We start from the raw sequence: 25,066 nt of genomic DNA, 5'->3' as shown, positions 1-25,066 counted from the left end.
TCACATCCCGCGCGGGCACCTCGTCAAGAGATCAGACCCGCGACAAGCGCACGAAGGGACGGGCGACAATGGCTGCGCGATCGGACGAAGCCGCCCTCAGGCAGCACATCGACAAGATCATCGAAGGTCTCCGGGCCAAGGACCCCGACGCCCTGGAGAAGCTCTACGCCCCCGGCGTCGTCTCCTTCGACATCGAACCGCCGCTCCAGCACGTGGGCGCGGCGGCGAAGATGAAGAACTGGCTGAACGCGTTCGCCGTCTTCAAGGACCTCGACTACGAGGTCCGCGACCTGGCCCTCACCGTCGGCGACACCGTCGCCTTCGGCCACGGCTTCGGCCGCCTCAGCGGCACCCTGCGAGACGGCACCGCGACGCCCGGCATGTGGGTCCGCGTCACCTACTGCTTCCAGAAGATCAACGGCACCTGGCTGATAGCCCACGACCAGGTCTCCGTCCCCCTCGACATACCGACCGGCAAGGGCATCACCACCCTCGCCCCCTGACACCCACCGATCAATCTGCTCTCGACGAAGCAGCAGTGTCAGTGGGCTGGGGTGTGGACTATTTGTTGGATCACGCTTACGGCGCGGGCCAGGTGGGGTTCTGTGCGGTCGGTGCGGTGTGCGATCGCCAGGTCCACGTGGACGGTGGGGCGCACCAGTGGGCGGAAGGTGACGCCGTCCAGGGCGAGGACGTTCACCGGCTCCGGGACGACGGCCGCGCCCAGGCCGCCCGCGACGAGGGTGACCAGGGTGGACGTCTCGCCCACCTCGTGGCGGATCCGGGGTTCCACGCCCGCGTCGCGGAGGAGGCCGAGCACGACGTCGTACATCACCGAGCGGCGGTCGGCGGAGTGCACGATGAGGTCGGTGTCCGCGAGGTCGGACACCGCGACACGCCGCAGCGTGGACAGCGGGTGGTCGTCGGGGACGGCGACGACGAGCCGGTCCCGGCGCAGCGGGAGGACGGTCAGCGTCAGGTCCGCGATCGGGGGCCGGAGCAGCGCCACGTCGATCTCGCCGGACCGCAGCGCCGCGGCCTGGTCGGGGACGAGCATCTCGCCGCGGAAGGAGAAGTCGACGCCGGGCAGTTCCCGGCGGAGGCCGCGGGACAGCGCGGGCAGCAGGCTGTACGTCGCCGAGCCCACGCAGCCGAGCGCCAGGTGGCCGACCGCACCCGCGGCGACCCTGCGGGCCTCGTGCGCGGCTTCGTCCACCTCGCCGAGGATCCGCTTCGCCCGCGCGAGGTAGGCGCGGCCCGCGTCGGTGAGGTCGACCCTGCGCGTGGTGCGGTGCAGCAGGTCCACGCCGAGTTCGCTCTCCAGCCTGCGGATCGCCTGCGACAGCGGCGGCTGGGCCATGGTGAGCCGTTCGGCGGCGCGGCCGAAGTGGAGTTCCTCGGCGACGGCGACGAAGTACCGCAGGTGGCGAAGATCCATATAGTCTGCGTCTTAATGGGTGCGGATATTGATACTTCACTGTATCAAGGGTGGTCATTAGCCTCGATGGCATGAGCTCCTATCTCTACTCGGCCGTCCGGACGCCGTTCGGGCGGTTCAACGGCGCGCTCGCGGGCGTCCGGCCGGACGACCTCGCGGCCGGTGTGCTCACCGCGCTGCTGGACCGCGCTCCCCGGCTGGACCCGGCCGCGGTCGGCGAGGTCGTCTGGGGCAACGCCAACGGCGCGGGCGAGGAGAACCGCAACGTCGGCCGGATGGCCGCGCTGCTCACCGGGCTGCCGACCAGCGTGCCGGGCACGACCGTGAACCGGCTGTGCGGCTCCAGCCTCGACGCCGCGATGATCGCGTCCCGGACGATCGAGTCCGGTGACGCGGACGTGGTCGTCGCGGGCGGCGTCGAGTCGATGACCCGGGCGCCGTGGGTGCTGCCGAAGCCCGCGAAGGGCTTCCCGCCCGGCGACCTCACCGCGGTCTCGACCACGCTCGGCTGGCGGCTGGTGAACCCGCGCATGCCGCGCGAGTGGACGGTCTCGCTCGGCGAGGCCAACGAGGGGCTCCGCGAGCGGTACGGCGTCGGCCGGGAGCGGCAGGACGCGTTCGCGCTGCGCTCGCACCGGCTCGCGGCGGCGGCCTGGGACGAGGGCTTCTACGACGACCTCGTCGTCCCGGCGGGCGATCTGAAGCGGGACGAGGGCATCCGCGCCGACTCCTCCCTGGAGAAGCTCGCCGGGCTCAAGCCGAGCTTCCGCGCCGACGGCACCATCACCGCGGGCAACGCCTCGCCGCTGAGCGACGGCGCGGCGGCGCTGCTGCTCGGCTCCGCGGGCGCGGCCGACCGGATCGGCCTCGACCCGATCGCGCGGGTCGCGGGGCGCGGCGCGTTCGCGCTCGACCCGCAGGACTTCGGCTACGCCCCGGTCGAGGCGGCGAACCGGGCGCTCGCCCGCGCCGGGATCGGCTGGGAGCGGGTCGGCGCGGTGGAGCTGAACGAGGCGTTCGCCGTCCAGTCGCTGATCTGCGTCGACGCGTGGGGCGTCGACCCGGAGATCGTCAACACGCGGGGCGGCGCCATCGCGATCGGCCACCCGCTCGGGGCCAGCGGCGCCCGCGTCCTCGGCACGCTCGCGAAGGTGCTGCGGGAGCGCCGCGAGCGGTGGGGCGTCGCCGCCATCTGCATCGGCGTCGGGCAGGGCCTGGCCGTCGTCCTGGAGAACACGGAGGTCGCGGCGTGAGCCGGACGGAGCTCCTGGAGAGCGTCGACGAGGCGGTGCGCGGCGTCGCGGACGGCAGCACGGTGCTCGTCGGCGGGTTCGGCTTCGCCGGCATGCCGTTCGACCTCATCGACGGGCTGATCCGGCAGGGCGCGACGGACCTCACCATCGTGTCCAACAACGCCGGGAACGGGGACGTCGGGCTCGCCGCGCTGCTCAAGGCGGGCCGCGTCCGGAAGGTGATCTGCTCGTTCCCCCGGCAGAGCGACTCGTACGTCTTCGACGAGCTGTACCGGGCCGGGAGGATCGACCTGGAGATCGTGCCGCAGGGCAACCTCGCCGAGCGGATGCGCGCGGCGGGCGCGGGCATCGGCGCCTTCTACTGCCCGACCGGCGTCGGCACCCCGCTCGCCGAGGGCAGGGAGACCCGGACGATCGACGGCCGCGAGTACGTCCTGGAGTACCCGATCAAGGGCGATGTGGCGCTGATCAGCGCGCACCGCGCCGACGGGATGGGCAACCTCGTCTACCGCAAGACCGCCCGCAACTTCGGCCCCGTCATGGCGACGGCCGCCACCACCACGATCGCGCAGGTCGGCGGGATCGTCGCCACGGGCGAGCTCGACCCCGAGGCGGTCGTCACGCCCGGCATCTACGTCGACCGCGTCGTGCGGGTCGACGACCGGCACTACACCGTCCAGGGAGCGCGCTGACATGTCCTCCACCACGGGGGCGCTGTCCCCCGACGAACTGGCCGCGGTCGTCGCGCGCGACATCCCGGCGGGGTCCTACGTCAACCTCGGCATCGGACGCCCGACCAAGGTCGCCGACCATCTGCCCCCCGGCTCCGGCATCGTCCTGCACACCGAGAACGGCATGCTCAACATGGGCCCCGCCGCGACCGGCGAGCAGATCGACCCGGACCTCACGAACGCCGGGAAGGTCCCGGTGACCGAGCTGCCCGGGGCGTCCTACTTCCACCACGCCGACTCGTTCGCCATGATGCGCGGCGGCCACCTCGACGTGTGCGTGCTCGGCGCGTTCCAGGTGTCGGCGACCGGCGACCTCGCGAACTGGCACACCGGCGCCCCGGACGCCATCCCCGCGGTCGGCGGCGCGATGGACCTCGCGATCGGCGCCAAGCAGGTGTTCGTGATGATGACGCTCTTCGACAAGCAGGGCCGGTCGAAGCTGGTGCCCGCCTGCACCTACCCGCTGACCGGCGTCGGCTGCGTCAGCCGGGTCTACACGGACGTCGCCGTCATCGACGTGGGGCCGGACGGGGCGGCGGTCCGCGAGACCTTCGGCATCGCGCTCGACGAGCTGCGCGACCGCCTGCCCGTCCCCCTCCGGTAGGTCGGCCGGTCGTGAGCGCGTCCGCCGAGGACGGCGGGAGCGGCCTGAACATCGGTTCGTCGGACGGGACGAGGGCGGCCGGCCCGTAGAGCCAGTCCACGAACGAGTAGTCGCGGGTGTCGCGGTCTCGCAGCAGGACGTTGCGCTGCCGCCGCGGCACCCGTCGAGGTGCCGGGCGGCGTGCTGGTCGTACCAGCAATGGTGCGACCCGCCCGCCGCAACGAAGCGAGTTTCTGACTGGCAGAAACCGAACGGGCGGCCCGTCCGAGAACCATCGAACGCCCCCGCGGGGCTGTCAGATCGCGCGTACGCCCTGTACGGAGTGCCCGCCGAACAACCTGACAACAACGATCTTCTTGTGAACGAGCCCGGTGATCGGTGACGGTGGTTCCGCTCCCAGCCTCCGCTACCAGGAGACCAGATGAAGCTGCCTTCGTACACCGCCGCCTTCCTGGCGGCCGCCGCGCTCCTCACCACCATGACCGTCTCGGAGACGTCGGCGGCGGAACCGGCCCGGGCCGCCCCCGAGCTGCCGAGCGTGAACATGGAGGCCACGGTCAAGGCCGCGCAGATCGACCCGCGGCGGGCCGACGACACGCTGACGCCCGGCGCGAAGGCGAGCGTCCTCCTCGTCGAGCGGGCCCTGCAAGACCGGAACCTCCTCGACGAGCAGTGGGTGGACGGCTACTTCGGCACCACCACGGTCGCCGCCTACGCCAAGTTCCAGAAGTCGCTCGGCTACACCGGCCTGGACGCGAACGGCCTCCCCGGCAAGACGTCCCTCGCCAAGCTCGGCGACGGCCGCTTCACGGTCACCAAGACCCTCGCGCCGGGCGCCCGGGTGTCCTTCCGCGGCGGGGTCGTCAACGCCCGGACGCGGGACATGCTGCTCGAGGCGGAGGGGCTGCTCGGCCGCAAGCTCGCCCTGGACCAGGGCTCCTACAACCCCGGCGGCGACCCGACCTCCGCCGGCACCCATGACGGCGGCGGCGTCGTGGACATCTCGGTGAAGGGGATGAGCGCCGCCACCCGCACCTCGGTCGCCCGCGCGCTGCGCCGCGTCGGGTTCGCGGCCTGGGTGCGCAACCCCCAGCAGGGCGACTGGCCGTGGCACATCCACGCCGCCGCCATCAGCGACACCGACCTGTCCTCCCAGGCCCAGCACCAGACCGGTGACTACTACCTCGGCCTCAACGGGCTCGCCAACCGCGGCCCGGACGACGGCCCGAAGGTCACCATCCGCACCTGGGAGGAGTACCAGCGCGGCTGACCTCTCACGAGGCGACGCGAACCGGAACGGCCACGGGAACCCAACAGCCGACGCGAACCCGACGGCCACCGCGAACCGAACAACCACGCGAACCGAACAGGCAACGCGAACCGAACAGGCAACGCGAAACAGCAGGTGAAAGGAAAGGGAAAGGCCATGAGCACACGGAACAAGGTCCTCGCGCTCACGACCGCCGCGCTGGCGGTCGGCGGTGCGGCGGCGGCCCTGGCGGCGCCCGCCTCGGCCGCGGCGCGCAACGGCGTCTGCGAGAGCGGCGAGTTCTGCTACTACTACAACAGCAACAACGCCGGGTCGGTCTCCGACTTCACCGGCTCCGTCGCCGACTACGGCACCACCCAGCCGTCCTGCTACGACTTCAAGGGAGCGGGCAACGGCAAGGGCCTCTGCATCAAGAACGAGGCCGCCTCGGTCTGGAACCGCAGCACCAAGACCGTCCGCGTCTACTACAACAGCAACTACGGCGGCGCCTACCAGGACTTCAAGGCCGGAGCCAAGGGCAACCTCAACTCCACCCTGAAGAACAACAACGCCTCCCACCAGTTCTCGCCGTCGTCGCGCACGAACATGTCGTACGCGCTCTACAAGGCCAGCGGCGGCCGCATCACCTGCGGCTTCGACGGCTACACCACCACGCCCGGACGGCACGAGGGCATCGACATCGCCCGCGGCATCGGCTCGGACGTCCGCGCCCTGGTCGCCGGCCAGGTCATCTACATCGCGCGCGGCGCCAACGGCAGCGGCGGGCTCTCCACGATCTCCATCTACAACGCGTCGCTGAACAAGACGGTGATCTACCTGCACTCCGCGCCGCGGTCGTCGCTGGCCGTGGGCCAGTCGATCAGCAAGGGCCAGGTCATCGCCGACGAGGCGTGGCGCGGGGTGTCGTCCAGCTCGGGCGCGCACACCCACGTCGAGATGCGGCTCGGCCGCCAGACGCACGCCGCCAAGAGCGTCAACGACCCCACCCTCGACAACCCGAACCCGACCTCCTTCTGGCAGGCCCGGGGCTACAACGTCCGCTAGCCGGAGCGCGGCCCGCACCGGCCGCACCTCTCACCAGGTCCTTCACCAGAAGGGGAAGCGAACGTGTTAAGACGAAGGGCGCGGGCGATGGTCCCGCGGGTCGTCGCGGCGGCGGCCGTGGCGGCGGTCGGCGGGGCCGTGCTGCTCCCGGCGGCGCCCGCCTCGGCGGCGAGCCGGAACGGCGTCTGCGAGAGCGGCGAGTTCTGCTACTACTACAACAGCAACAGCGCCGGGTCGGTCTCCGACTTCACCGGCTCCGTCGCCGACTACGGCACCACCCAGCCGTCCTGCTACGACTTCAAGGGAGCGGGCAACGGCAAGGGCCTCTGCATCAAGAACGAGGCCGCCTCGGTCTGGAACCGCAGCACCAAGACCGTCCGCGTCTACTACAACAGCAACTACGGCGGCGCCTACCAGGACTTCAAGGCCGGAGCCAAGGGCAACCTCAACTCCACCCTGAAGAACCAGAACGCGTCCCACAAGTTCCTGAGCTCCACGACGCCGCCGACCGGATGCAAGACGGACGGCACGGACAGCAAGCTGCCCACGACGATCCTGGTGTACCGGGTGTCGCTCAACCGGGTGGACCGGGTCTCGTTCAAGACGTACGTCAAGAACGTCCTGCCCAACGAGTGGGTGCCGAGCTGGCCGCAGGAGTCCCTGAAGGCGGGGGCGATGGCCGTCAAGAGCTACGGCTGGTACTGGGCGCTGCACTCGACGCGCAAGACGTCGGGCGGCCAGTGCTTCGACGTCTACGACACCACGTCGAGCCAGGTCTACAAGCCCGGCTCCGCCACGGCCGCGACCAGCGCCGCGGTGGACGCGACGTGGGGCACCAGGATGACCCGTAGCGGGAAGATCCTGCAGGCCCACTACTGCTCCACGACGACGGCGTGCGGCGCCTGGGTCACCGGAGACTGGATGTCGCAGTACGGCTCGCGTGACAAGGCCAACGCGGGCTGGGGCTACGCCCGGATCCTGAAGGCCTACTACAGCGGGATCACCCTGTCCTGATCCCGTGAACGCTCCCGTACCGGTTCCCCGCCGCGCCCGCCGCGGCGGGGAACCACCGTCATTCGACGATGATCTGGAAGTTGACGGGCCGGCTCCCGGGGAAGGCGACCTTCCCCGACGCGTCCACCATCTTGAACCGCACGTAGCACAGGCCGGGCTTGCGCGGCGTGGTGATGTCGGCCCGGATGTCGACCATCGTGCCCGGCCGGGTGTCCTTGATCGGCACGTCGGAGATGGTCTGGCACTGGTCGGCCCGCTGCGGGACGTCGAGGCGCCGCAGCGAGTACCCCTGCCACGGCACCTTCCCGGCGTTCTTGAGCCGCCACACCTTCGCGACGGTCCGCCCGGTGCCGACGCGCGTGCAGTCGGGCAGCGTGATGTCCGCGATGAACACGGCCACGTCGCCCTTGTGGACGGGCGGGGCCGGCGGCGGGTTGGTCGCGTGCACCGGGCAGTCGGCCGGGGACAGCGCGGCCTCGGACGCCCCGGCGCCCGGTTTCAGCCCGTCCCCGCCCGGCCTGGAGCCGTCCCGGTCGGCCGCGAGCACGACGACGACCACGGTCCCGACGCCGGCGGCCACCGCCGCCAGCGTGACCGCGACCGGGCGGGCCAGCCGGAACCGGCCCTTGGGAGCTGCCGGCGGGACGCCGTCCGCGGCCCCGCCGGACGGCGGCTCGGGCGCCGGCGCCGTGACCGCACCGGACGGGCCGGACGACTCAGACGAATCGGACGGCTCAGGCGGGACCTCGGCCGGCGGTAGGGGCGGGTCGACCGCGATGTGCACGGCATGCCGCTCCGGGCCGCTCGCGGGAGCCGCGGCTCCCCCGGACGGACGTGCCGCGGACGTGCCCGCGACGGCCTCGGGCCGCCCGGCCCGCGCCGAGCCGACGATCCGGTTCGCCCGCTCCCAGCGGTCGCGGAAGTCGGCCGGGTCCGCGCCGCACGCCTTGACGAACTCGGCGGTGGTGCCCCAGCTCGGGAGCCTGTTGCCCTTCGCGGCCTCGTACAGCGTGGTGTGCGAGATCGCCCCGGAGCGGCCCGACATCTCACGGAAAGGCGGGTTACCGGCCGATTTCCGCAGTTCTCGCAGGGCCGCCGCAAATTCCTCGACCGCCGCCGCCTGTGCACGCATGTCGTCCACGCGGTGAAGCTAACAGCGTCCGCCGGTCGGCTCAATGTTCCTGCGCGCCCCCTACGCCGCTCCCCATGTCGTAGCCGCGCCGCCTCCGCGCCTCATTCCCCGGCGTCGAGGCCGGCGGCCTCCGCGAACGCCTCCAGCTGCTCCAGGTAGTGGGCGAGGGACTCGTGCCGGACCGTCAGGTTGATGTGGGTCGCGCCCGCCTTCTCCGCCGTGGCGATGATCTCGTCCACCCGCCCCGGTTCGGTGAGCGGGTCGAGGCGCTCGCCCGGGGTGAGCAGGACGTCGAAACCGTCCGGCAGGTCGTGCCGGTCGAGCATCTGCCGCATCAGCTCGGGGGTGGGCCCGCGGAACGACTGCGGCGCCGGCGCCCAGCCGTCGCCGAGCGTGACCGCGCGGCGCAGGGCGCGGTCGCTGTGCCCGCCGATCCACATCGGCACCCGCTCCTGCACGGCGTGCGGATCGACCACCATGTCCTGGAACGAGTAGTACGGGCCCTCGTAGGACACCACCCGGCCGGCCAGCGCCGCGCGCAGCGCGCGGAGGGCGTCGTCGGCCCGCGGCCCCCGGTCCTCGAAGGGGACGCCGAGCAGGTCGAACTCCTCCTTCAGGTTCCCGACCCCGAACCCGAGGACGAGCCGCCCGCCGCTGAGGTGGTCGAGCGTCCCGTACCGCTTGGCGATCTCCAGCGGGTGGTAGAAGGGCAGCACCAGCACGTACGGCAGGAACCGGAGCCGGCGCGTCCGGCCGGCCAGGAACGCGAACGTCGCCAGCGGGTCGTAGAAGCGCTCCCCGCGGTGCAGGCCGGGCGGCACGGCCACATGGTCCCCGCAGGTCATGAACGCGTAGCCGAGCCGGTCGGCGGCCTCCGCCACCCGCACGAGCTCGGCGGTGCCCGCCGCCGCCTCCCACGCCGGGCGGTTGCCCGCCAGCGCCACGATCGGGGAGCTGATCCCCACCTTCACGCGTCCGCCTGCCTTCACGCGCCTGCCTCCCTGCCGCGCAGCCTCCGCTGCAACCGGATCAACGGATCGTCCCCGTCCCTGCTGCCGGACGGCCCCGCGCCCTCCTTGGGCATCAGCCGCCCGGCGTCCGACCTGGTCCACTCCCGGACGGCCCACCGCTCCGCGATCGCCCACCGGCCGTCCCGCCACGCCATGTGGTCGACGAACCGGACGCCGCTGGTGAAATTGGCCCGCGGATCATCGGCGGGCTCGCCCCAGTGGACCGACGTCCCGTAGGTCTCGCTGATGGCGGTGTCGCCGAGCAGCTCGACGAGGTGGTTGGCGACGATGTGCATCGTCCCGCCGCGCCGGGCGCGCAGCTTCGGCTCGACCCAGGCGAGGTACTCGTCCAGGGTGCCGTCGAAGCCGGTGTGGTGGTCGACGGCGTCCGGATGGTACGCCGACCGGACGAGCGCGAAGTCCAGCCGGTCGATGCCGCGGCAGTACCGCAGGACGACGTCGTGGATCTCCTGGCGGTCGGACCATTCGCTGCGCTGGGCGTCCATATCCTGCGAGTGTGCGGTACGCGGACCTGGGCGATCCCACCTCGTCCCGCTGGGCAGGACGCCCCGGAGCCCCGCCCCGGAGACTCCGGAAAAAAACTTTGGGGCGTGTGTTGATCCGCGCTGTCTCCACTCGACCTATGGGTGAAAGGGTCCCCCGGAGGGGCCCTGGACGAGACATCCGGACGAGACGGAGAGGCAGAACGATGAAGTACATGCTGATCATGCGCGCGACCGACGAGGGCTTCGCGCAGATGGGCGACGTCGACTTCGACGAGATGCTCGCGACCATCGGCCGCTTCAACCAGGAGATGATCGAGGCCGGGGTGCTGCTCGCGGCCGAGGGCCTCGACGACGCCGCGGAGGGCGTCGTGGTCGACTACTCGGCCGAGCCGCCCGTCGTCACCGACGGCCCGTACGGCGAGACCAAGGAGCTGTTCGGCGGCTTCTACATCCTCAACGTGGCCTCCAAGGAGGAGGCGATCGAGTGGGCGAAGCGGTCCCCGATGGCCGGCCCGGGGTTCAAGACCGAGATCCGCCGGGTCACCACGATCGACGAGTTCCCGCAGGACAACGAGTGGATCAAGAAGGAGCGGACGTGGCGCGAGGCCACCGGCCAGCTCTGACCGGGGACGACGGACGATGACCGAGCCCACAGGGCCGACGGAGCCCACCGGACCACGCGAGCCGGGCGGGGCGGCCGGCCGGGAGGCCGTCGCCGCCGTGTGGCGGGCCGAGTCCGCGCGGATCGTCGGCGCGCTGGCCCGCTACACCGGCGACTTCGCCCTCGCCGAGGACCTCGCCCAGGAGGCCCTCGCCGAGGCGCTGGTGAACTGGCCGCGCGACGGCGTGCCCCGCCGGCCCGCGGGCTGGCTGCTCACCGTGGCCAGGCGCCGCGCGATCGACGCGTTCCGCCGCCGGTCCGCCCTCGACGAGCGGTACGCCGCCCTCGCCCGCGACCTGGGCGAGGGCGGCGCCGCCACCGGGGGCGCGCCCGCGGACCACGACGACGGGGACGTCCTGTGGGACCCGGACCGCATCGACGACGACGTCCTGGCGCTGATGTTCGTCTCCTGCCATCCGGTGCTGTCCCGGGAGGCGCGGGTGGCGCTCACGCTCCGCGTGATCGGCGGTCTGACCAGCGACGAGATCGCCACGGCGTTCCTCGTCCCGACCGCCACCGTGCAGGCCCGGATCACCCGGGCGAAGAAGACGCTCGGGGCGGCCCGGGTGCCGTTCGAGGTGCCGCCCGCCCGGCAGCGGCGCGACCGGCTCGGCTCGGTGCTGAACGTCATCTACCTGATCTTCACCGAGGGGTCCACGGCCAGCTCCGGCGGCGCCGTGGTCCGCACCGACCTCGCGGACGAGGCGCGCCGCCTCGCCCGGGTGCTCGGGCGGCTGATGCCGGACGAGCCGGAGGTCCACGGGCTGCTGGCGCTGCTGGAGCTGACGGCGGCGCGCTTCCCCGCCCGGATCGGCCCGGACGGCGAGGCCGTCCTCCTCGAAGACCAGGACCGCACCCTCTGGGACCGCGACGCCATCGCCCGGGGCCGGGCGGCCCTGGCCCGCGCCGGGCGGATCGGCCGCGGCCTCGGCGCCTACGGGCTGCAGGCGGCGATCGCCGAATGCCACGCCGCGGCCCCGTCGGTCGCGGAGACGGACTGGGAGCGGATCGTCCTGCTCTACGAGGCGCTCGGGCGGCTCGCCCCGTCCCCGGTGGTCGAGCTGAACCGGGCCGTGGCGGTGTCCATGGCGCAGGGGCCGCGGGCCGCGGTGCCGATCGTGGACGACCTGGTGGCCGCGGGTAAGCTCGCCGACTCGCACCTGCTGCCGACCGTCCGCGGCGAACTGCTCGTCCGCATGGGACGCGGCGCCGAGGCCCGCGCCGAGCTGGAACGGGCGATCGAGCTGTGCGCCAGCGAGCGGCAGCGGGCCCACCTGGAGCGCAAGCTCACCGCCCTCGGCTGACTCCACCCGGCTGACCGCCGTCCCGTCGCCGGGGGCAGGTGACGGGACGGACGGGCGGCGGGTCAGAGGTCGTCGAAGCTGATCTCCCGCATCGTCCCGTCCGGGCCGGGCGTGAAGATCCGGGGCTCGCCCATGTTCGCGATCGCCTCGGCGTAGGCGGCCTCGCGCTCAGCCTGCTCGCGCCCGGTCGGGTCGGTCACCCGGAACCCGTGCATGTGGACGTCTCCCGGCTCCAGGTCGGTGGCCTCCGGGTAGCCCTCGACGATGAAGCCGAACAGGGCGCGCAGGGCGTCCTCACCCATCTCCAGGGGGTGGAAGGGCAGCGGGTACGGCTCGCCGTCCGACATGACCGGGTCCGGGTCGACGGGCCGCTCGCCCGCCCAGTACGGCCGCTCGAACTCCAGCGGTTCGCCGATGTTCTCCAGGATGCCGCTGTCCGGGGAGAGGCTGAGGGAGCGCACCAGCGTCCCGTCCTCCCAGATGGCGAACGCCAGCCAGTCGACGACCGAGTGCATCGCGTGCAGGACGATCCGGCGCCCCGCGCCGAGCTTGAGCAGGTGCTCGGGCAGCGCCGACGGGTAGTCGCCGGCGACCCTGCGGTCGATGACCACCTCGGCTCCGGGGAACTCGGCGGCGTAGGTGACGTCGTCGGGCGGGTAGGTGAAGTCGAGGGTGGCGTCCTCGTACGCCTCGACCGCGTACCCGGGGTGGACGCGGCGGACCAGCTCCTCGGCGGCGGCGCGGTCCGAGTGCCGCGCCCGCGCGAGCACCGGCCGTATGTCGCCGTCCGAGAAACCCAGCAGCGCCGTCTTCGCTCCCATGCCACTCCTCACCCGCCCGCGGAGCAGGGGCACCCGCCCCCGCACGTGCCGGGGACTCTAGAAGACGGCGCCGACAATCCCCGCCGCGATCACACACCGCGGTCCCGTACCGGCACGGCATCTCCACACGATCGGCACGGCTTCACCGCCACCGGATCCGCGCGGCGGCGTCCAATGGGGCATGCGCGTCACAATGATCCTGCCGGCCCTGACCGAGGCGACCTCGCCGTTCTTCCGACCGATCAAGTACTCGCTGTTCCCGCCGCTCGGCCTGGCCACGCTCGCCGGGTACCTCGACCCGGACGACGAGGTGACGGTGACCGACGAGCACGTGCAGAAGGTCGACCTCTCCGACGAGCCGGACCTGGTGGTGATCCAGGTCTACATCACCTCGGCGCGGCGCGCCTACGAGCTCGCCGACCACTACCGCGCCCGGGGCGCGCACGTCTGCCTCGGCGGGCTGCACGTCACCTCGCTGCCGGACGAGGCCGCCCGGCACGCCGACACGATCTTCCTCGGTCCGGGCGAGGACACCTGGCCGCGGTTCCTCGCCGACTTCCGCGCCGGGCGCCCGGCGCCCCGGTACGCCTCGTCCGAGCGGACGCTCGCGGGGCTGCCGCCGGTCCGCCGCGACCTGATCGCCCGCGAGCGGTACCTGGTGCCGAACTCGATCGTGGTGTCGCGCGGCTGCCCGCACGTGTGCGACTTCTGCTACAAGGAGGCGTTCTTCGAGGGCGGCAAGTCGTTCTACACGCAGACCGTGGACGCGGCGCTCGCGGAGATCGACCGGCTTCCCGGCCGGCACCTGTACTTCCTGGACGACCACCTGTTGGCAACGCCCGGTTCGCGACCGCGCTGTTCGACGGGATGCGCGGGATGGGGCGGCTCTGGCAGGCGGCAGGGACGGTGCAGGCGGTGCTGCGCCCCGGGCTGCTGGAGAAGGCCGCCGAGTCCGGGCTGCGCAGCCTGTTCGTCGGCTTCGAGACCGTCAACGCCGGGAACCTGACCGAGCAGCGCAAATGGCAGAACATCGACCGCGACTACGGCGCGGTCGTCCGGCGGCTGCACGACAGCGGCGTGATGGTGAACGGCAGTTTCGTGTTCGGGATGGACGAGGACGACCCCGCCGTCTTCGACCGCACGGTGGAATGGGCGATCGGTCAGGGAATCGAGACGGCCACCTTCCACATTCTGACGCCCTATCCGGGGACGCGGCTTTATGACCGCATGGCGTCCGCCGGCCGGCTCCTGCATTCCGACTGGGACAGGTACGACACCCGGACGGTCGTCTTCCGGCCCGCCAGGATGACCGCGCGGGAGCTGGAGGACGGCTACTGGCGCGCCTACCGCGACTTCTACCGCTGGGGGTCGATCCTGCGCGGCGCCGCGACGAAGCCGACGCTGCGCGGCAAGGCCCGGCACGCCGCCTACGCGGCCGGGTGGAAGAAGTTCGAGCCCGTCTGGGACCTGGTGATCCGGGCGAAGCGGGCGGGCCGCGCGCTGCCGCTGCTGGAGGCGACGCTCGCCGGGTTCGGCGCGCGCCCCTCCCGGCGGGCGGCCGCCTAGGCAGCGGCCGCACAGGCAGTGGCCGCACAGACAGTGGCCCCCCAGGCAGTGGCCGCGCAAGCAGTGGCCGCCTACGCATCGGCGGGCCGGGGCGGCGGCTCCAGCATCGGGACGAGGAACCGCCGGGCCAGCGCCGCGAGCTGCTCGTCGTCGTCGAGGTCGACCAGGCGGCTCGGGATGGCCAGGAAGGACGCGGTGATCCGGACCATCATCTCGGCGACGTGGTCGATGTCCAGGCCCTGCGCCACGGTCCCGGCGAGCTGCTCGCGGCGGAGCTGGCCCGCGACGAACTCCCGCACGGTGGCGACCGTCCGCCCGCCGTCGCTGATCATGGTCGGCACGACGAGGTCCGGCTCGGCGGCGATCAGGCCGCCGATCAGCGGGTTGCGCCGGATGGCGCGCAGCGAGCTGACGAACCCGAGCACGACCCGGTCGGCCGCGGTCTCGGCCTGCTCGATGTCGATGAGGAACTGGTCGAAGTAGCGGCGGAACTCGCGCCGCACCACCTGCTCGACCAGCGCGTCCTTCGTCACGAAGCGCCGGTAGACGGTGATGCGGGAGACGCCCGCGCGGCGGGCCACGTCCTCCATGGTGGACCGCTGGACGCCCATCCGGGAGAACTGCTCGTAGGCCGCGTCGAGAACCCGGGCGCGGGTCTCGTCCATCTCGTCGACCTGTTCGACCGCGTCGGTGTAGGCGCGTTCGATGAGCGATTCCCGTTCGTCCGACGGCGTCATGAGAGAGGACAACACAGAATCCACACGATCTCCTCCAGAGATGATCCGATTCTGCCCCAATTCCCGCCTTCCGTCACGGTGGGTCTTGTGGCGGCCGACACAGTTGTGTTCTCATTGGGCCTGTCGCGATGATACACAGAGACGGGTCATGTTTCAGCGTATCCTCGCGGCGCTCTCACCCCGAGGAGGAGCGAAGGCATGGAGACTCCCACCAGACGCCATGTGTTGCTGGCGGGCGGGACGCTGGGCGCGCTCGGCGCATTGAGCGTCGCGTCCCCCGCGCAGGCGGCGCCACTGTGGACGTGGTCGCCGAAGGGATCGGTCGCGGGCGCCGGCAAGGGCGCCGACCCGCGGTGGGTATGGGACCCCGAGAGCGACGAGCTGGTCGCCGCGCTGCAGAAGGCCGGCAAGGTTCCCGAGGTCAACAAGCTGCTGAAGAAGTGGACCAAGAACGACCAGGCCCTGCCGTCGGGCCTGCCCTCCGACCTGGTGGACTTCATCGAGCGCGCCAGGCGGCTCCCGTCCTGGACGGACCAGGGCAAGCTCGCGAAGGCGTTCGAGTTCAACGAGAAGCGCGGCCTGTACCTCGGCGTCACCTACGGTTTCGCCAGCGGGATGATGAGCACGGCCATCCCGAAGGAGGCCCGCGCGGTCTACTACTCCAAGGGCGGCGCGGACATGCGCGACCGCATCACCAAGACCGCCAAGCTCGGCTACGACATCGGCACCCAGAACGCCTTCGCGCCCAGCGGCGAGATGATCGTGACCTGTGTCAAGACCCGGCTGGCCCACTCCGGCGTCCGGTACCTGCTCCCCCAGTCGCCGTACTGGAACAAGGTCGCCGACGAGGAGATCCCGATCAGCCAGGCCGACATGATGGTCACCTGGCACAGCCTGCCGACCACGGTCATGAAGCAGCTCGTCAAGTGGAAGGTCCCGATCCCGGCCGACGAGTCGGCGGCCTTCCTGCACTCGTGGCAGGTCACCGCGCACATGCTCGGCATCCTGGACGAGTACATCCCCTCGTCGTGGGACGAGGCCGACTCGCAGGCCGCGCAGGTCCTCGACCCGATCCTCGCGCCCACCCCCGAGGGCATCAAGCTCGCCGACATGCTCCTCAACCTGGCGTCGTTCATCGACCTCGGCATCCTGTCGAAGCCGATCCTCGGCGCGCTCACCCGCTACGTGCTCGGTGACGAGATCGCCGGCTGGCTGAAGATCCCGCGGGAGCCGATCTGGGACCCGATCTTCAAGAACCTCTGGCCGGCGTTCGTCGCCGTCCGCGAGGGCCTCCTGGACATCACCGACGCTCCCAAGGAGCTGCGGACGGTCTACTGGGCCTTCGACGAGATCATCCGCCAGGCGGTGCTGTTCGTGCTGTCGGGCGCGGACTACCCGATCAGCATCCAGATCCCCACGACCAACAACCCGAACTACTGACCGGCCGCCGTGCCGGCCGGAGCGCCACCGGCCGGCCACGGCACCGGACGCCCGGGCCCGGAATCCGCCGATTCCGGGCCCGGGCGCGTCCGCGTCCGGCCACCGGCGCGTCCATTGCCCAGACAAATCCCGATATGTGTGACACTTACCGCCGTCGCAGCGCTCTCTGATCATGGCGCGGCGCTCAGCCCGGGCCCGGTCGTGAACGGAGAAGCATGCTCAAGCGGACGATCATCGGCGTGTCGGCGGCCGCCGTGGCGGTGGCCGGCACGGTGACCTGGACGGTCACCGCCAACTCCACCGCGGAGCCGGCCGCGGCGAAGGCGGCCGCGGCGAAGGGGCCGGGCGCCGGGCGCGTCCATGCCCGCGGCCTCAAGGACATGGCGGGCGCCGCCAACGCCCGCAGCAAGCGGACGGCGGGGCTGCCCGCCGCGACGACGGAGCCGTTCAGCCTGGTCGGCGTCACCTGGGACCGGCCGCGCGAGGAGCTGCGCGGGACGGTCCGGGTCCGCACCCGGAACGCCGCCACCGGCACGTGGTCGGGCTGGCACGTGCTGGAGCCGGAACTCGCCGACGCCCCCGACCGGGGCCAGGACGGGCGCGGCGGCACGAACGGGCTGTGGGTCGGCCCGTCCAACGGCGTCGAGGTGCGCGTCGCCGGGCAGGGCCGCGCGCTCCCCGAGGGCCTGCGCGTCGACCTGATCGACCCGGGCGCCCGGACGGCGCCGTCCCCGGGAGCGCCCACGCCGCGCGCCGCCGGCCCGGACGGCGGGACGGGCACGGGCATGAAGCTGGTCGCGGCCACCACGCCCCTCAACGCACCGGCCGCCGCACCCGTCACCGCGCCGAAGCCGGCGATCGTGGCGCGCGCCGGGTGGGGCGCGGACGAGTCCATCGTCCGGAACCCGCCGACCTACGACACGTCGGTCAAGGCGGTGTTCGTCCACCACACCGACACGGGCAACGGCTACTCCTGCGCCGAGTCGGCCTCGGTGATCCGGTCGGTGTTCCTGTACCACGTGCAGAGCCAGGGCTGGGACGACATCGGCTACAACTTCCTGGTCGACAAGTGCGGCACGGTCTTCGAGGGACGGGCCGGGGGCGTCGACCGTCCCGTGCACGGCGCGCACACCTACGGGTTCAACACCGACACCACCGGGATCGCCGTCCTCGGCACCTACACGGCCGCCGACGACCCCACCACGCCCGGCACCGCACCGGCCCAGGCCGCCCTGGACGGCGTCGCGAAGACCGCCGCGTGGAAGCTGGGGCTGACCGGTGTCGACCCGACCGCGAAGACGACCCTGACCTCGGCCGCCCCGGACGGGACGGGCGGCAAGTACCCCTACGGGCAGAAGGTCGAGTTCAACACGATCTCCGGTCACCGCGACGGGTTCGCCACCGCGTGCCCCGGCGCGCAGCTCTACGCCAAGCTCCCGGCGATCCGGACGGCCGCGAAGCAGGCCACGGTCCCGGCCCTGACCGCCACCGTGTCCGGGGCCAAGGCCGCCGGAGGCCGCTACTACACCAAGAGCACGGCCACCCTGAACTGGACGCCGGCCGAGGGCGCCGCCTACACCGTCAGCGTGGACGGCGCCACGGTCGCGAAGCCCGCCGCCGGAGCCTCCTCCGCGACGGTCACGCTCGCACCGGGCACGCACAGCGTCCAATTGCACGCCGCCTTCGCCGACGGCACCGCCTCCGCCTCACCGGTCTTCACGGTCGTCGCGGACACGACCCGGCCGGTCGTCTCGTCCCTGGCGCTGGCGCTGCGCAAGTCGACGGTGAACGGCACCGCGATCCCCGTCACGCTGTCCTGGAAGGCCACCGACAACGCGCTGCTCAGCTCGCTGAAGGCCACGTCGCCGTCCGCGAAGACGTTCTCGACGACCACGACGAGCTGGGCGGCGGGCGCGAAGCCGCTGGCGACGCAGTCGTGGTCGCTCACCGCCGGGGACGCCGCGGGCAACACCGGCACCGCCGCCCTCAGCCGCTACGCGGGCTACTACAACGAGGGCGCCTCGCGCCGCACCGGCACGTGGAAGACCACGACCACCAAGTCCTACCTGGGCGCGCGCGGCCTCTACAGCAGCTCCAAGGGCGCCAGCGCGAGCTGGACGTTCACCGGCCGCACCGCGGGCCTGATCTTCAAGCGGGCGTCCAACCTCGGCGCCGTGTACGTCTACGTGGACGGCGCCAAGGTCGCCACGGTGGACACCCGCTCGTCGTCCACCCTCTACCGGCAGCTCACGTGGACGCGCACGTGGAGCGCCAGCGGCAAGCACACCATCAAGATCGTCGTCGCGGGCACGTCGGGACGGCCCACGGTCGGCATCGACGGCCTGGTGTACCTCCGCTGAGTCCTTAAGCCGAGCCGTCATCACCCCGATCAACCCGCGGACTCGAACAGGCTCTCCGCGTCGTTGATCGCCTGCTCCAGCGCGCCGGGCTCCGATCGGAGCCCGGCCAGGATCGTGTCGACCCGGCGCAGCCCGGCCCGCTCCAGGAGCCGCTTCTCGTTGGTGACCCATTCGCCGCGCGCCGCCAGCACCGCATGGCCGGTCTGCATGGCGGCCGTGGCGATGGCCCCGGCGACCTCGGTGGCCTGACCACGGCGAACGTAGTTGTACGCGTACTGGAGCGTCATGGCCGCCCGCCCCCGCCACATCGGCGGCGCCGCCGCGCGCAGCGCGTCGGGATACTCCGGCCTCGGCGGGGCCTCGCCGCGCAGCACCCGGTTGACGGCGAGTTCGGCGACCACCAGGTAGCTCGGGATGCCCGCGAGGTGGAACATCAGCGGCTCCCAGTGGAAGCGGCCCTGCCTCGCCTCGTCGAGTTCGTGCTCGACCACGTCGAGGTCGCGGTAGTGGACGTCGACGCGGCGGCCGTCGATCGTGAGCCAGGCGCCGCCGTTGAAGACGCCGCCCCACTCACCGATCTCCGAGACCTCGCCCGGCCAGCCGGCGGCGCGCAGGTCGTCCGGGTCGAAATGCGTCCGGTAGTAGAGGGCGAGGTCCCAGTCGCTCTCGGGCGTGTGCGTGCCCTGGGCACGCGAGCCGCCGAGGGTGACGGCCCGCACGCCCGGAAGCTCCGCCAGGCGGTCGGCGACGTGGCCGAGGAACAGTTCGTCGGTCATGGGGATCCGCGTCGGTCACCACTTCACGCCGCCGACGCTACCAAAGCCGCCCGAGACCATGTCGACGTTGACCTCTGACCACGCTCACGCCACCGGGATGCGCTATGGACACATTCGCGCCCAGACCCATTTGCCACCGGCAGGATCACCGATCACCCCGCACTTGGCGGACAGAGCCTGGACGATGTGGAGGCCCCAGCCGCCGTTGTCGTCGAACGCCTCCGCGGACAAGTCGAGGTCTTCGAGGGTGAGTACGGTCATCGGCTTGGTCCGGGGCAGTTCGCGGGCCGCGTCCCGGACGGCGATGATGACGCCGTATGCGTCGCGGCTGACCTGGAGGCGGATCTCCTCGCGCGGCGTCTGCCGGGCCGCGTTGGTGACGAGCTCCGAGGCGATGAGCAGCGCACTATCGAGAATGTGGAAATAATCCCATTTACGAATGCGCGTATCCACGAAGGTACGCGCGAGTCCCACTGCGGCCGGCGTGCCCATAAGGGGCATCATCGACGTTTCGGTCGCAGTCATCATTCCACCCTTGCCCGAGTTTCCATTTCCTGCGACAAGAGTCGCCGCACAGCCCTAGGGTTTCGCTGTAGACAGGCGATTTGGAAATAGGAGCAACGATGCCGATCGTGCGCGACCCCCTCGACCCCAAGATCTCCATGTGGCACTTCCTGGCCTTCTGCATGCGCTTCTTCAGGGAGAAGATGGGGCTGTCACTCACGCAGTGCGGGGAGATCATCGGAGTGGCTCGATCCACTGTTTCCAACCTGGAAGCAGGCCGTCGGCGCCCGCAGGACGATCAAATGCGCCTCCTCGACAGGGCCTACGGAACCGGAGTGCTCTTCCAGGTCCTGCTCTGGTTCGCCCGAATGGCACATGACCCGGACTGGGCCCGCCAGATCGACAAGTACGAAGAGGACGCCGTCTCGATCAAGACCTACCACGGCCAGATCGTCCCGCTCGCACTGCAGACGGACGACTACACGTGGGCCTACGTCAAGGCGAGCAGGTTCAAGGATCTGGACGCTGAGATGGCCGTCCGTACCGCGAAGAAAAGGGCCTACTGGGAGAAGGGAGACTCGCTTCTCACCTGGACAGTGATCGATGAAGCCGTCCTCGCCCGACCAGTGGGCGGCGGCGAGGCCATGAAAAAGCAGTTGGAACACCTGCTGCAACTGGCTGAGCTACCCCATGTGAGTCTGCGCGTGATCCCCTTCTCATCGGGGGAGCACATGGGCGTTGACGGGGCGATGCAGATCATCGGCCTTGAGGACCGAGATGTCGCGTACTCCACCGCGCAGAACGGCGGCCGCCTGATCGAGGGGCCTCGCGAGGTTCGGGAGTTGTCCGTTATGTTCGATCGTGTCGGCGTGAAGGCTGCCTCAGAGGAAGCTTCCCGCGAGATCATCAAGCGGTACCTGGAGAGCTACGAATGAACGTGAAGTGGCGCACAAGTTCGTACACCGGCGGAGCGAACGACACTCAATGCGTTGAGCTGGGACGACTCGCTCCCGGCACCATGATCGCCGTCCGGGACAGCAAAGACCCGGACGGAGGCCACCTCACCCTCACCGCCGCGCAGTTCACCGGCCTGATCAAGCAGGTCAAGCAGCACGCATGAGGGTGCGGTAGCGGAAGAGGGAACTCGACCAGCGGGTGGCGAGCGCGGCGCCTTCCGGTGAGCCGCCGGACGCCTTCGTGCGCCGGTCGTACCTCTGGGGGAGGGCATCCGCCCGTGCGGGGGATCTCCGCGGACGGCCCCCGATCGGAGCATGGGGATCGGCCGGACCGCTCCGGCCCGGCCGTCGACCGAACGGAGTCCCTCCATGCACAGAATGATCAAGATCGCCGCCGTGATCGGGGTCGCCCTCGCCGTCACGGCCGCGCCGGTCGCCGCGGAGGCGACCTACCCGGCGGCGAAGGCCGGGGCGGCGCGCGTGTCCGGGACCGCGCAGATCCGCCTCACGTACTGGCCCGACCAGGACGTCCGGACCTTCACCTTCGACGCCCGCGCCGTCCCCTACTCGAAGCCCATGCCGGGCGCTCCCGACGGGCTGCCGACCGACGCCCGCGGAACCGTGAAGATCTCCCACCACTCCCCCGGCGAGGGATGGACCGTGACGTCGGAGGCCAGGGTCGACTGCCTGCTGACCAGCCCCGGCAACGCCACCCTCACCGCGGTCGTCACCAGGGCCGACGAGCCGATCAAGGACCAGATCGGCAAGCGGCTCGGCTTCAGCGTCCACGACGGCGGCCCCGGCGGCCGGCACGACCGCATGGGGTTCTCCTGGTCGGTGGTCAACGGCGTCGAGAACGGAGAGGGCGGCTGGGAGGAGGGCAAGGTCGGCACCTGCATGGGCCCCGCGGCCTTCGCCCCCGTCACCAAGGGCGGCTACAGCGTCCGCCACGCCGACCTCCTGCCGGCCCCCAACAGCTGACCAGCCCCACATATCCACACCGGTTCGGTGCCCGAAGGCTGGAAGGCGGCCCAGTCTCGGATTGCTCCGGCGGCTTCGCCAGTGACGTCAGAGGCGTCACTGGCGTCGGCCCGCAGTCACCTTGGTGTCCGGCCCCAGTTGGCTGACTCGCGCTAGACGACCCAACCGTCCTCCTGCGCCTGCTGGAGAACCTGCTCGGCCTCGCGGCTGTCGAGCATCTCCAGTCCGCGAACGGCCCAGAACTGGAGCGACTCGTCCGGGCTCTCCAGCTGGTCGCGGAACACCTCCAGCGCCTTGGCCGACCGCGCCTCGGCCACGAGCTCCAGCAGCCAGCAGCGCAGCCCCGGGTCGCCCTCGGCCGCGAACTCGGCGATCAGCTCGTCGACATAGGCGTCCGCATGCTCGCGCAGGAAGTCGAACGCGTCCTCGCGCATCCGCGCGTCCGCGCCCCGCATCCGCTCCATCGCCAGTTCGAACCGCCGCCGCGACATGCCCCGATGCTACGACCCCCCACCGACAGCAGGCGCCCGCCGGCGGCCCGGTGGCCGTCCGGCGGGCGGGGAGACGGGTCAGTTGAAGTTGACGTCGCTGCAGATGTAGTAGGACTGGTCCATGTGGGACGCCTGCCAGATCGTGTAGACGATGTGGCGGCCGGTGCGGCCGGGGGCGGTCACGTTGTCGATCACGTAGTTGTTGGCGGCGGCGTAGCTGCCCGTCTGGCGGACGAGTTCCAGGTCGCTCCAGCGCAGCGGCTGGGTGAGGGCGTCGTAGCCCTGGCGGGTGACGTAGACGAGGAAGTAGTCGGCGCCGTGGCTGGCCTGGTCGTACAGGTTGATGGAGAAGGTAGTGCCGATGTCGGTGGTCTTCCACGGGCCGACGGCGTCCATGGAGCGGTAGCGGGCGCCTTCGGTCTGGCCGCCGCTGCACAGCTGGCCGTCGGGGATGGCGCCCTGGAAGTCGCCGCCGACATTGTTGCGGTAGAGGCCGTTCCAGTTCCACATGGCGTTGGGGTTGTCCTGCCATGCCTGCCAGCACATCGGGTCTTCCTGCTGCATGGCGGGGTTCTGGAAGTCGTCGCCCCAGCGGTCCCAGCAGCCGTAGTTGCGGGAGGCGGGGTCGATCACCGAGCCGTGGGCGGACGCCGTGCCGGCCCACAGGGTCGGCAGGAGCGCGGCTCCGAGGAGCAGGGTGAGGGCACGGCATATCCGGTCGCGTCGCATCGCGCGTTCTCCGTTCCGGTGGCGGGGGTGGCCGGACTGGAAGCGCTTCCGGTGGGCAGGCTAACCCGCGGTGCGACGGCGCGTCATGCGCGGCGTGAAAGCTTTCACGGGGCGGGGCGGCGGAGGTCCGTCCACAGGCCGGCGAGCAGGGTGGAGAGGGTCCGGACGGTCTCCGCGTCGGCGAGGGAGCGTTCGTGGGCCTCGGCGAGGGCCTCCAGGCGGGCCAGCTTGGCGCGGCCCAGGTCGGAGACGTGCACCGAGACGCGGCGGCGGTCGCGGGCGGAGTGGGAGCGGTAGAGGTAGGCCGAGTCGACCAGGCCGTCGACGAGGCGGGTCAGGGTCGGGTGCGGGATCTCGACGACGGCCGCGAGCTCGCCCATGGAGACGTCGTCGGCTCCGGCGAGGGCGCGCAGCACCCGCCACTGCTCGACGGTCGTGCCCTCCTCCTCCAGGACGGCGCCGAGGTCTCGGGTGAGGGCGCGCTGGGCGCGTGTGAGGAGGTCGACGAGGTCGGTGCGCGCGTCCTGCCGTTCGACCGTGTCCCGCCGTTCGGTCACGTGCGTCTCCCCTGTTCCGGCCGTCCGTCCACAGAGCATACTTGCCGGGTCATGAGCGATTCGGTGCTGCGGGACGCCACGGAGCTGCTGGTCACCGGGCCGGACGCCGGGGTGCTGCGGCTCGGGCTGCTGCTGCCGCTGTCCGGGCCGCTCGGGCTGACCGGGCCGTCCGGGCTGAGCGCGGCGCGGCTGGCGGCGATCGAGGTCAACGCGGCGGGGCGGGGCGTGGAACTGGTGCCGGTGGACGCCGGGCGCCGGCCGGAGGCGGTGGCGGCCGAGGCGCGGTTCCTCGCCGGGGCGGGGCTCGTCCAGGCGTTCGTGGGCTTCCATACGAGCGACGTGCACCGGGCCCTGGAGGCGGCGCTCGCCGGGGTGGTGCCGTACATCTTCACGCCGCCGCACGAGGGCGGGCCGCGGGGTGCGGGCGTGGTGCTGCTCGGCGACTCGCCGGAGCGGCAGCTCGGGCCCGCGGTGCGGCGGCTGAGCGAGCGGCGGGGCCTGCGGCGGTGGGCGCTGGTGGGCAACGACTACATCTGGCCGCGGTCGGTGCACCGGGTGGCGGCGCGGCTGGTGCGCTCGCTCGGCGCCGAGGTGGTGCTGGACCGGCTCGTCCCGTTCCCGCTGGCGTCCGGGGACGATCCGGAGGCCGCGTTCGAGGAGCTGGTGGACGCGCTGGAGCGGGCGGGCGCGCAGGCGATCCTGCTCAGCCTGGTCGGCCGGGACCTCGCGGTGTTCAACCGGGTGTTCGCGGCGGCGCGCCCGGCGTCCCGGGTGGTGCGGCTGTCGGGGGCGCTGGAGGAGAACGTGCTGCTCGCGGCGGGCGGGGACGACACCGGGGAGCTGTACTCGGCGATGCGGTCGTTCGCCGGGCAGGGCGACGACCGGCGGATCGCGCTGGCCGAGCGGTACCGGGCGGCGTTCGGGGAGGCGGCGCCCGTCCTCGACACCTACGCGGAGGGCTGCTACGACGGCGTGCACCTGGCGGCGGCGCTCGCGGCGGCGGGGCTGCTGACGGCGCGGGACGGGCGGTCCGGCGCGGTCCGGCTGCTCGGCGGCGGCGACCGGGCGGCGCGGCTCGCGTGGTCGGCGGCGCCGCTCGGCCCGCCGCCCGCGGCGACCTACCTGGCCAGGGCGGACGGCCTGGACCTCAGCGTGATCGCCCGACTGTGATTCTTTTCGTT

Annotated in this window: 28 protein-coding genes; 17 read left to right on the top strand and 11 right to left on the bottom strand. The window is 71.8% G+C overall.

Annotated features, from left to right (window positions below):
- The first annotated feature begins 68 nt into the window (after window positions 1-68).
- Entirely contained in the window at window positions 69-503 is a 435-nt protein-coding gene (locus CHF16_RS33695) for a YybH family protein (RefSeq protein ID WP_089330221.1), read from the top strand.
- Between the two features lie 38 nt (window positions 504-541).
- Here CHF16_RS33695 and CHF16_RS33690 read toward each other — a convergent pair whose 3' ends face one another.
- Entirely contained in the window at window positions 542-1,438 is an 897-nt protein-coding gene (locus CHF16_RS33690; protein WP_089330220.1) for a LysR substrate-binding domain-containing protein, read from the bottom strand.
- Window positions 1,439-1,509: 71 nt separating this feature from the next.
- On the opposite strand from CHF16_RS33690, the gene CHF16_RS33685 reads away from it, so the two are divergent.
- From CHF16_RS33685 to CHF16_RS33655, 6 genes are all read left to right on the top strand, one after another.
- Complete coding sequence (locus tag CHF16_RS33685; protein WP_089330219.1) at window positions 1,510-2,691, top strand: thiolase family protein; 1,182 nt, start codon at window positions 1,510-1,512, stop codon at window positions 2,689-2,691.
- A complete protein-coding gene (locus tag CHF16_RS33680; RefSeq protein WP_089330218.1) occupies window positions 2,688-3,383 on the top strand; it encodes a 3-oxoacid CoA-transferase subunit A in 696 nt (231 codons plus the stop codon). The genes CHF16_RS33685 and CHF16_RS33680 overlap by 4 nt, the downstream gene beginning before the upstream one ends.
- 1 nt (window position 3,384) lies before the next feature.
- Window positions 3,385-4,026 (top strand): 3-oxoacid CoA-transferase subunit B, encoded by a 642-nt coding sequence (locus CHF16_RS33675; protein WP_089330217.1) that lies wholly within the window; start codon window positions 3,385-3,387, stop codon window positions 4,024-4,026.
- A gap of 421 nt (window positions 4,027-4,447) precedes the next feature.
- Entirely contained in the window at window positions 4,448-5,296 is an 849-nt protein-coding gene (locus tag CHF16_RS33665) for a peptidoglycan-binding domain-containing protein (RefSeq protein WP_089330215.1), read from the top strand.
- A gap of 156 nt (window positions 5,297-5,452) precedes the next feature.
- Window positions 5,453-6,340: a peptidase inhibitor family I36 protein gene (locus CHF16_RS33660; RefSeq protein ID WP_089330214.1), complete on the top strand. Its 888-nt coding sequence runs from the start codon at window positions 5,453-5,455 to the stop codon at window positions 6,338-6,340.
- A 63-nt stretch (window positions 6,341-6,403) separates the two neighbouring features.
- Window positions 6,404-7,354 carry a SpoIID/LytB domain-containing protein gene (locus CHF16_RS33655; RefSeq protein ID WP_143228219.1) on the top strand — a complete coding sequence of 317 codons (951 nt, stop codon included), beginning with the start codon at window positions 6,404-6,406 and terminating at the stop codon, window positions 7,352-7,354.
- A 58-nt stretch (window positions 7,355-7,412) separates the two neighbouring features.
- Here the strand turns inward: CHF16_RS33655 and CHF16_RS33650 are convergent, their stop codons facing one another.
- The 3 genes from CHF16_RS33650 to CHF16_RS33640 form a co-directional block, all read right to left on the bottom strand.
- The gene (locus CHF16_RS33650) at window positions 7,413-8,486 is read right to left on the bottom strand and encodes an NBR1-Ig-like domain-containing protein (RefSeq protein ID WP_245869693.1); all 1,074 of its coding nucleotides are present in this window, start codon (window positions 8,484-8,486) and stop codon (window positions 7,413-7,415) included.
- Window positions 8,487-8,587: 101 nt separating this feature from the next.
- The gene (locus tag CHF16_RS33645; protein ID WP_245869689.1) at window positions 8,588-9,475 is read right to left on the bottom strand and encodes a TIGR03619 family F420-dependent LLM class oxidoreductase; all 888 of its coding nucleotides are present in this window, start codon (window positions 9,473-9,475) and stop codon (window positions 8,588-8,590) included.
- Window positions 9,472-10,002, bottom strand: coding sequence for a nuclear transport factor 2 family protein (locus CHF16_RS33640; RefSeq protein WP_089330210.1), 531 nt, complete (start codon window positions 10,000-10,002; stop codon window positions 9,472-9,474). The genes CHF16_RS33645 and CHF16_RS33640 overlap by 4 nt, the downstream gene beginning before the upstream one ends.
- A gap of 203 nt (window positions 10,003-10,205) precedes the next feature.
- On the opposite strand from CHF16_RS33640, the gene CHF16_RS33635 reads away from it, so the two are divergent.
- Window positions 10,206-10,625, top strand: coding sequence for a YciI family protein (locus tag CHF16_RS33635; RefSeq protein WP_089330209.1), 420 nt, complete (start codon window positions 10,206-10,208; stop codon window positions 10,623-10,625).
- Window positions 10,626-10,641: 16 nt separating this feature from the next.
- Window positions 10,642-11,967, top strand: a complete 1,326-nt coding sequence (locus CHF16_RS33630) for an RNA polymerase sigma factor (protein WP_089330208.1) — start codon at window positions 10,642-10,644, stop codon at window positions 11,965-11,967.
- A 62-nt stretch (window positions 11,968-12,029) separates the two neighbouring features.
- Here CHF16_RS33630 and CHF16_RS33625 read toward each other — a convergent pair whose 3' ends face one another.
- On the bottom strand, window positions 12,030-12,788 hold the full coding sequence (locus CHF16_RS33625; RefSeq protein WP_089330207.1) for a DUF6928 family protein: 759 nt from the start codon (window positions 12,786-12,788) through the stop codon (window positions 12,030-12,032).
- Between the two features lie 181 nt (window positions 12,789-12,969).
- Here CHF16_RS33625 and CHF16_RS41665 point away from each other — a divergent pair, with 181 nt between their 5' ends.
- Entirely contained in the window at window positions 12,970-13,794 is an 825-nt protein-coding gene (locus CHF16_RS41665; RefSeq protein WP_245869688.1) for a B12-binding domain-containing radical SAM protein, read from the top strand.
- Entirely contained in the window at window positions 13,704-14,354 is a 651-nt protein-coding gene (locus CHF16_RS41660) for a radical SAM protein (protein ID WP_245869687.1), read from the top strand. Before CHF16_RS41665 ends, CHF16_RS41660 begins: the two co-directional genes overlap by 91 nt.
- Window positions 14,355-14,425: 71 nt before the next feature.
- Here CHF16_RS41660 and CHF16_RS33615 read toward each other — a convergent pair whose 3' ends face one another.
- The gene (locus CHF16_RS33615; protein WP_089330206.1) at window positions 14,426-15,091 is read right to left on the bottom strand and encodes a TetR/AcrR family transcriptional regulator; all 666 of its coding nucleotides are present in this window, start codon (window positions 15,089-15,091) and stop codon (window positions 14,426-14,428) included.
- Window positions 15,092-15,289: 198 nt separating this feature from the next.
- Here CHF16_RS33615 and CHF16_RS33610 point away from each other — a divergent pair, with 198 nt between their 5' ends.
- Both CHF16_RS33610 and CHF16_RS33605 read left to right on the top strand, forming a co-directional pair.
- The gene (locus tag CHF16_RS33610) at window positions 15,290-16,531 is read left to right on the top strand and encodes an oxygenase MpaB family protein (protein ID WP_089330205.1); all 1,242 of its coding nucleotides are present in this window, start codon (window positions 15,290-15,292) and stop codon (window positions 16,529-16,531) included.
- A 215-nt stretch (window positions 16,532-16,746) separates the two neighbouring features.
- On the top strand, window positions 16,747-18,891 hold the full coding sequence (locus CHF16_RS33605; RefSeq protein WP_089330204.1) for an N-acetylmuramoyl-L-alanine amidase: 2,145 nt from the start codon (window positions 16,747-16,749) through the stop codon (window positions 18,889-18,891).
- Between the two features lie 29 nt (window positions 18,892-18,920).
- Here the strand turns inward: CHF16_RS33605 and CHF16_RS33600 are convergent, their stop codons facing one another.
- Together CHF16_RS33600 and CHF16_RS33595 are read right to left on the bottom strand one after the other, a co-directional pair.
- A complete protein-coding gene (locus CHF16_RS33600) occupies window positions 18,921-19,667 on the bottom strand; it encodes a nucleotidyltransferase domain-containing protein (RefSeq protein ID WP_089330203.1) in 747 nt (248 codons plus the stop codon).
- A gap of 102 nt (window positions 19,668-19,769) precedes the next feature.
- On the bottom strand, window positions 19,770-20,192 hold the full coding sequence (locus tag CHF16_RS33595) for an ATP-binding protein (protein WP_143228218.1): 423 nt from the start codon (window positions 20,190-20,192) through the stop codon (window positions 19,770-19,772).
- A gap of 98 nt (window positions 20,193-20,290) precedes the next feature.
- Between CHF16_RS33595 and CHF16_RS33590 the strand changes: the two genes are divergently transcribed.
- The 3 genes from CHF16_RS33590 to CHF16_RS33580 all read left to right on the top strand — a co-directional run bounded on the left by CHF16_RS33590 (window position 20,291) and on the right by CHF16_RS33580 (window position 22,108).
- A complete protein-coding gene (locus tag CHF16_RS33590) occupies window positions 20,291-21,106 on the top strand; it encodes a helix-turn-helix domain-containing protein (protein WP_089330201.1) in 816 nt (271 codons plus the stop codon).
- Entirely contained in the window at window positions 21,103-21,291 is a 189-nt protein-coding gene (locus CHF16_RS33585) for a DUF397 domain-containing protein (RefSeq protein ID WP_089330200.1), read from the top strand. The genes CHF16_RS33590 and CHF16_RS33585 overlap by 4 nt, the downstream gene beginning before the upstream one ends.
- A gap of 205 nt (window positions 21,292-21,496) precedes the next feature.
- Window positions 21,497-22,108 carry a hypothetical protein gene (locus CHF16_RS33580; protein WP_089330231.1) on the top strand — a complete coding sequence of 204 codons (612 nt, stop codon included), beginning with the start codon at window positions 21,497-21,499 and terminating at the stop codon, window positions 22,106-22,108.
- A 152-nt stretch (window positions 22,109-22,260) separates the two neighbouring features.
- Here CHF16_RS33580 and CHF16_RS33575 read toward each other — a convergent pair whose 3' ends face one another.
- The 3 genes from CHF16_RS33575 to CHF16_RS33565 form a co-directional block, all read right to left on the bottom strand.
- Entirely contained in the window at window positions 22,261-22,599 is a 339-nt protein-coding gene (locus CHF16_RS33575; RefSeq protein ID WP_218826969.1) for a HEAT repeat domain-containing protein, read from the bottom strand.
- A 78-nt stretch (window positions 22,600-22,677) separates the two neighbouring features.
- On the bottom strand, window positions 22,678-23,328 hold the full coding sequence (locus CHF16_RS33570) for a lytic polysaccharide monooxygenase auxiliary activity family 9 protein (RefSeq protein ID WP_089330199.1): 651 nt from the start codon (window positions 23,326-23,328) through the stop codon (window positions 22,678-22,680).
- Between the two features lie 104 nt (window positions 23,329-23,432).
- Window positions 23,433-23,885 (bottom strand): MarR family winged helix-turn-helix transcriptional regulator, encoded by a 453-nt coding sequence (locus tag CHF16_RS33565; protein WP_245869683.1) that lies wholly within the window; start codon window positions 23,883-23,885, stop codon window positions 23,433-23,435.
- A gap of 51 nt (window positions 23,886-23,936) precedes the next feature.
- On the opposite strand from CHF16_RS33565, the gene CHF16_RS33560 reads away from it, so the two are divergent.
- Entirely contained in the window at window positions 23,937-25,055 is a 1,119-nt protein-coding gene (locus CHF16_RS33560) for an ABC transporter substrate-binding protein (protein ID WP_089330197.1), read from the top strand.
- Window positions 25,056-25,066 lie beyond the last annotated feature (11 nt).

Source organism: Actinomadura meyerae, from assembly GCF_900188445.1.
In the GTDB taxonomy this organism is placed as follows: domain Bacteria; phylum Actinomycetota; class Actinomycetes; order Streptosporangiales; family Streptosporangiaceae; genus Spirillospora; species Spirillospora meyerae.
The sequence above is the reverse complement of the archived record's forward strand: the minus strand, read 5'-3'. Positions and strand labels throughout refer to the sequence as shown.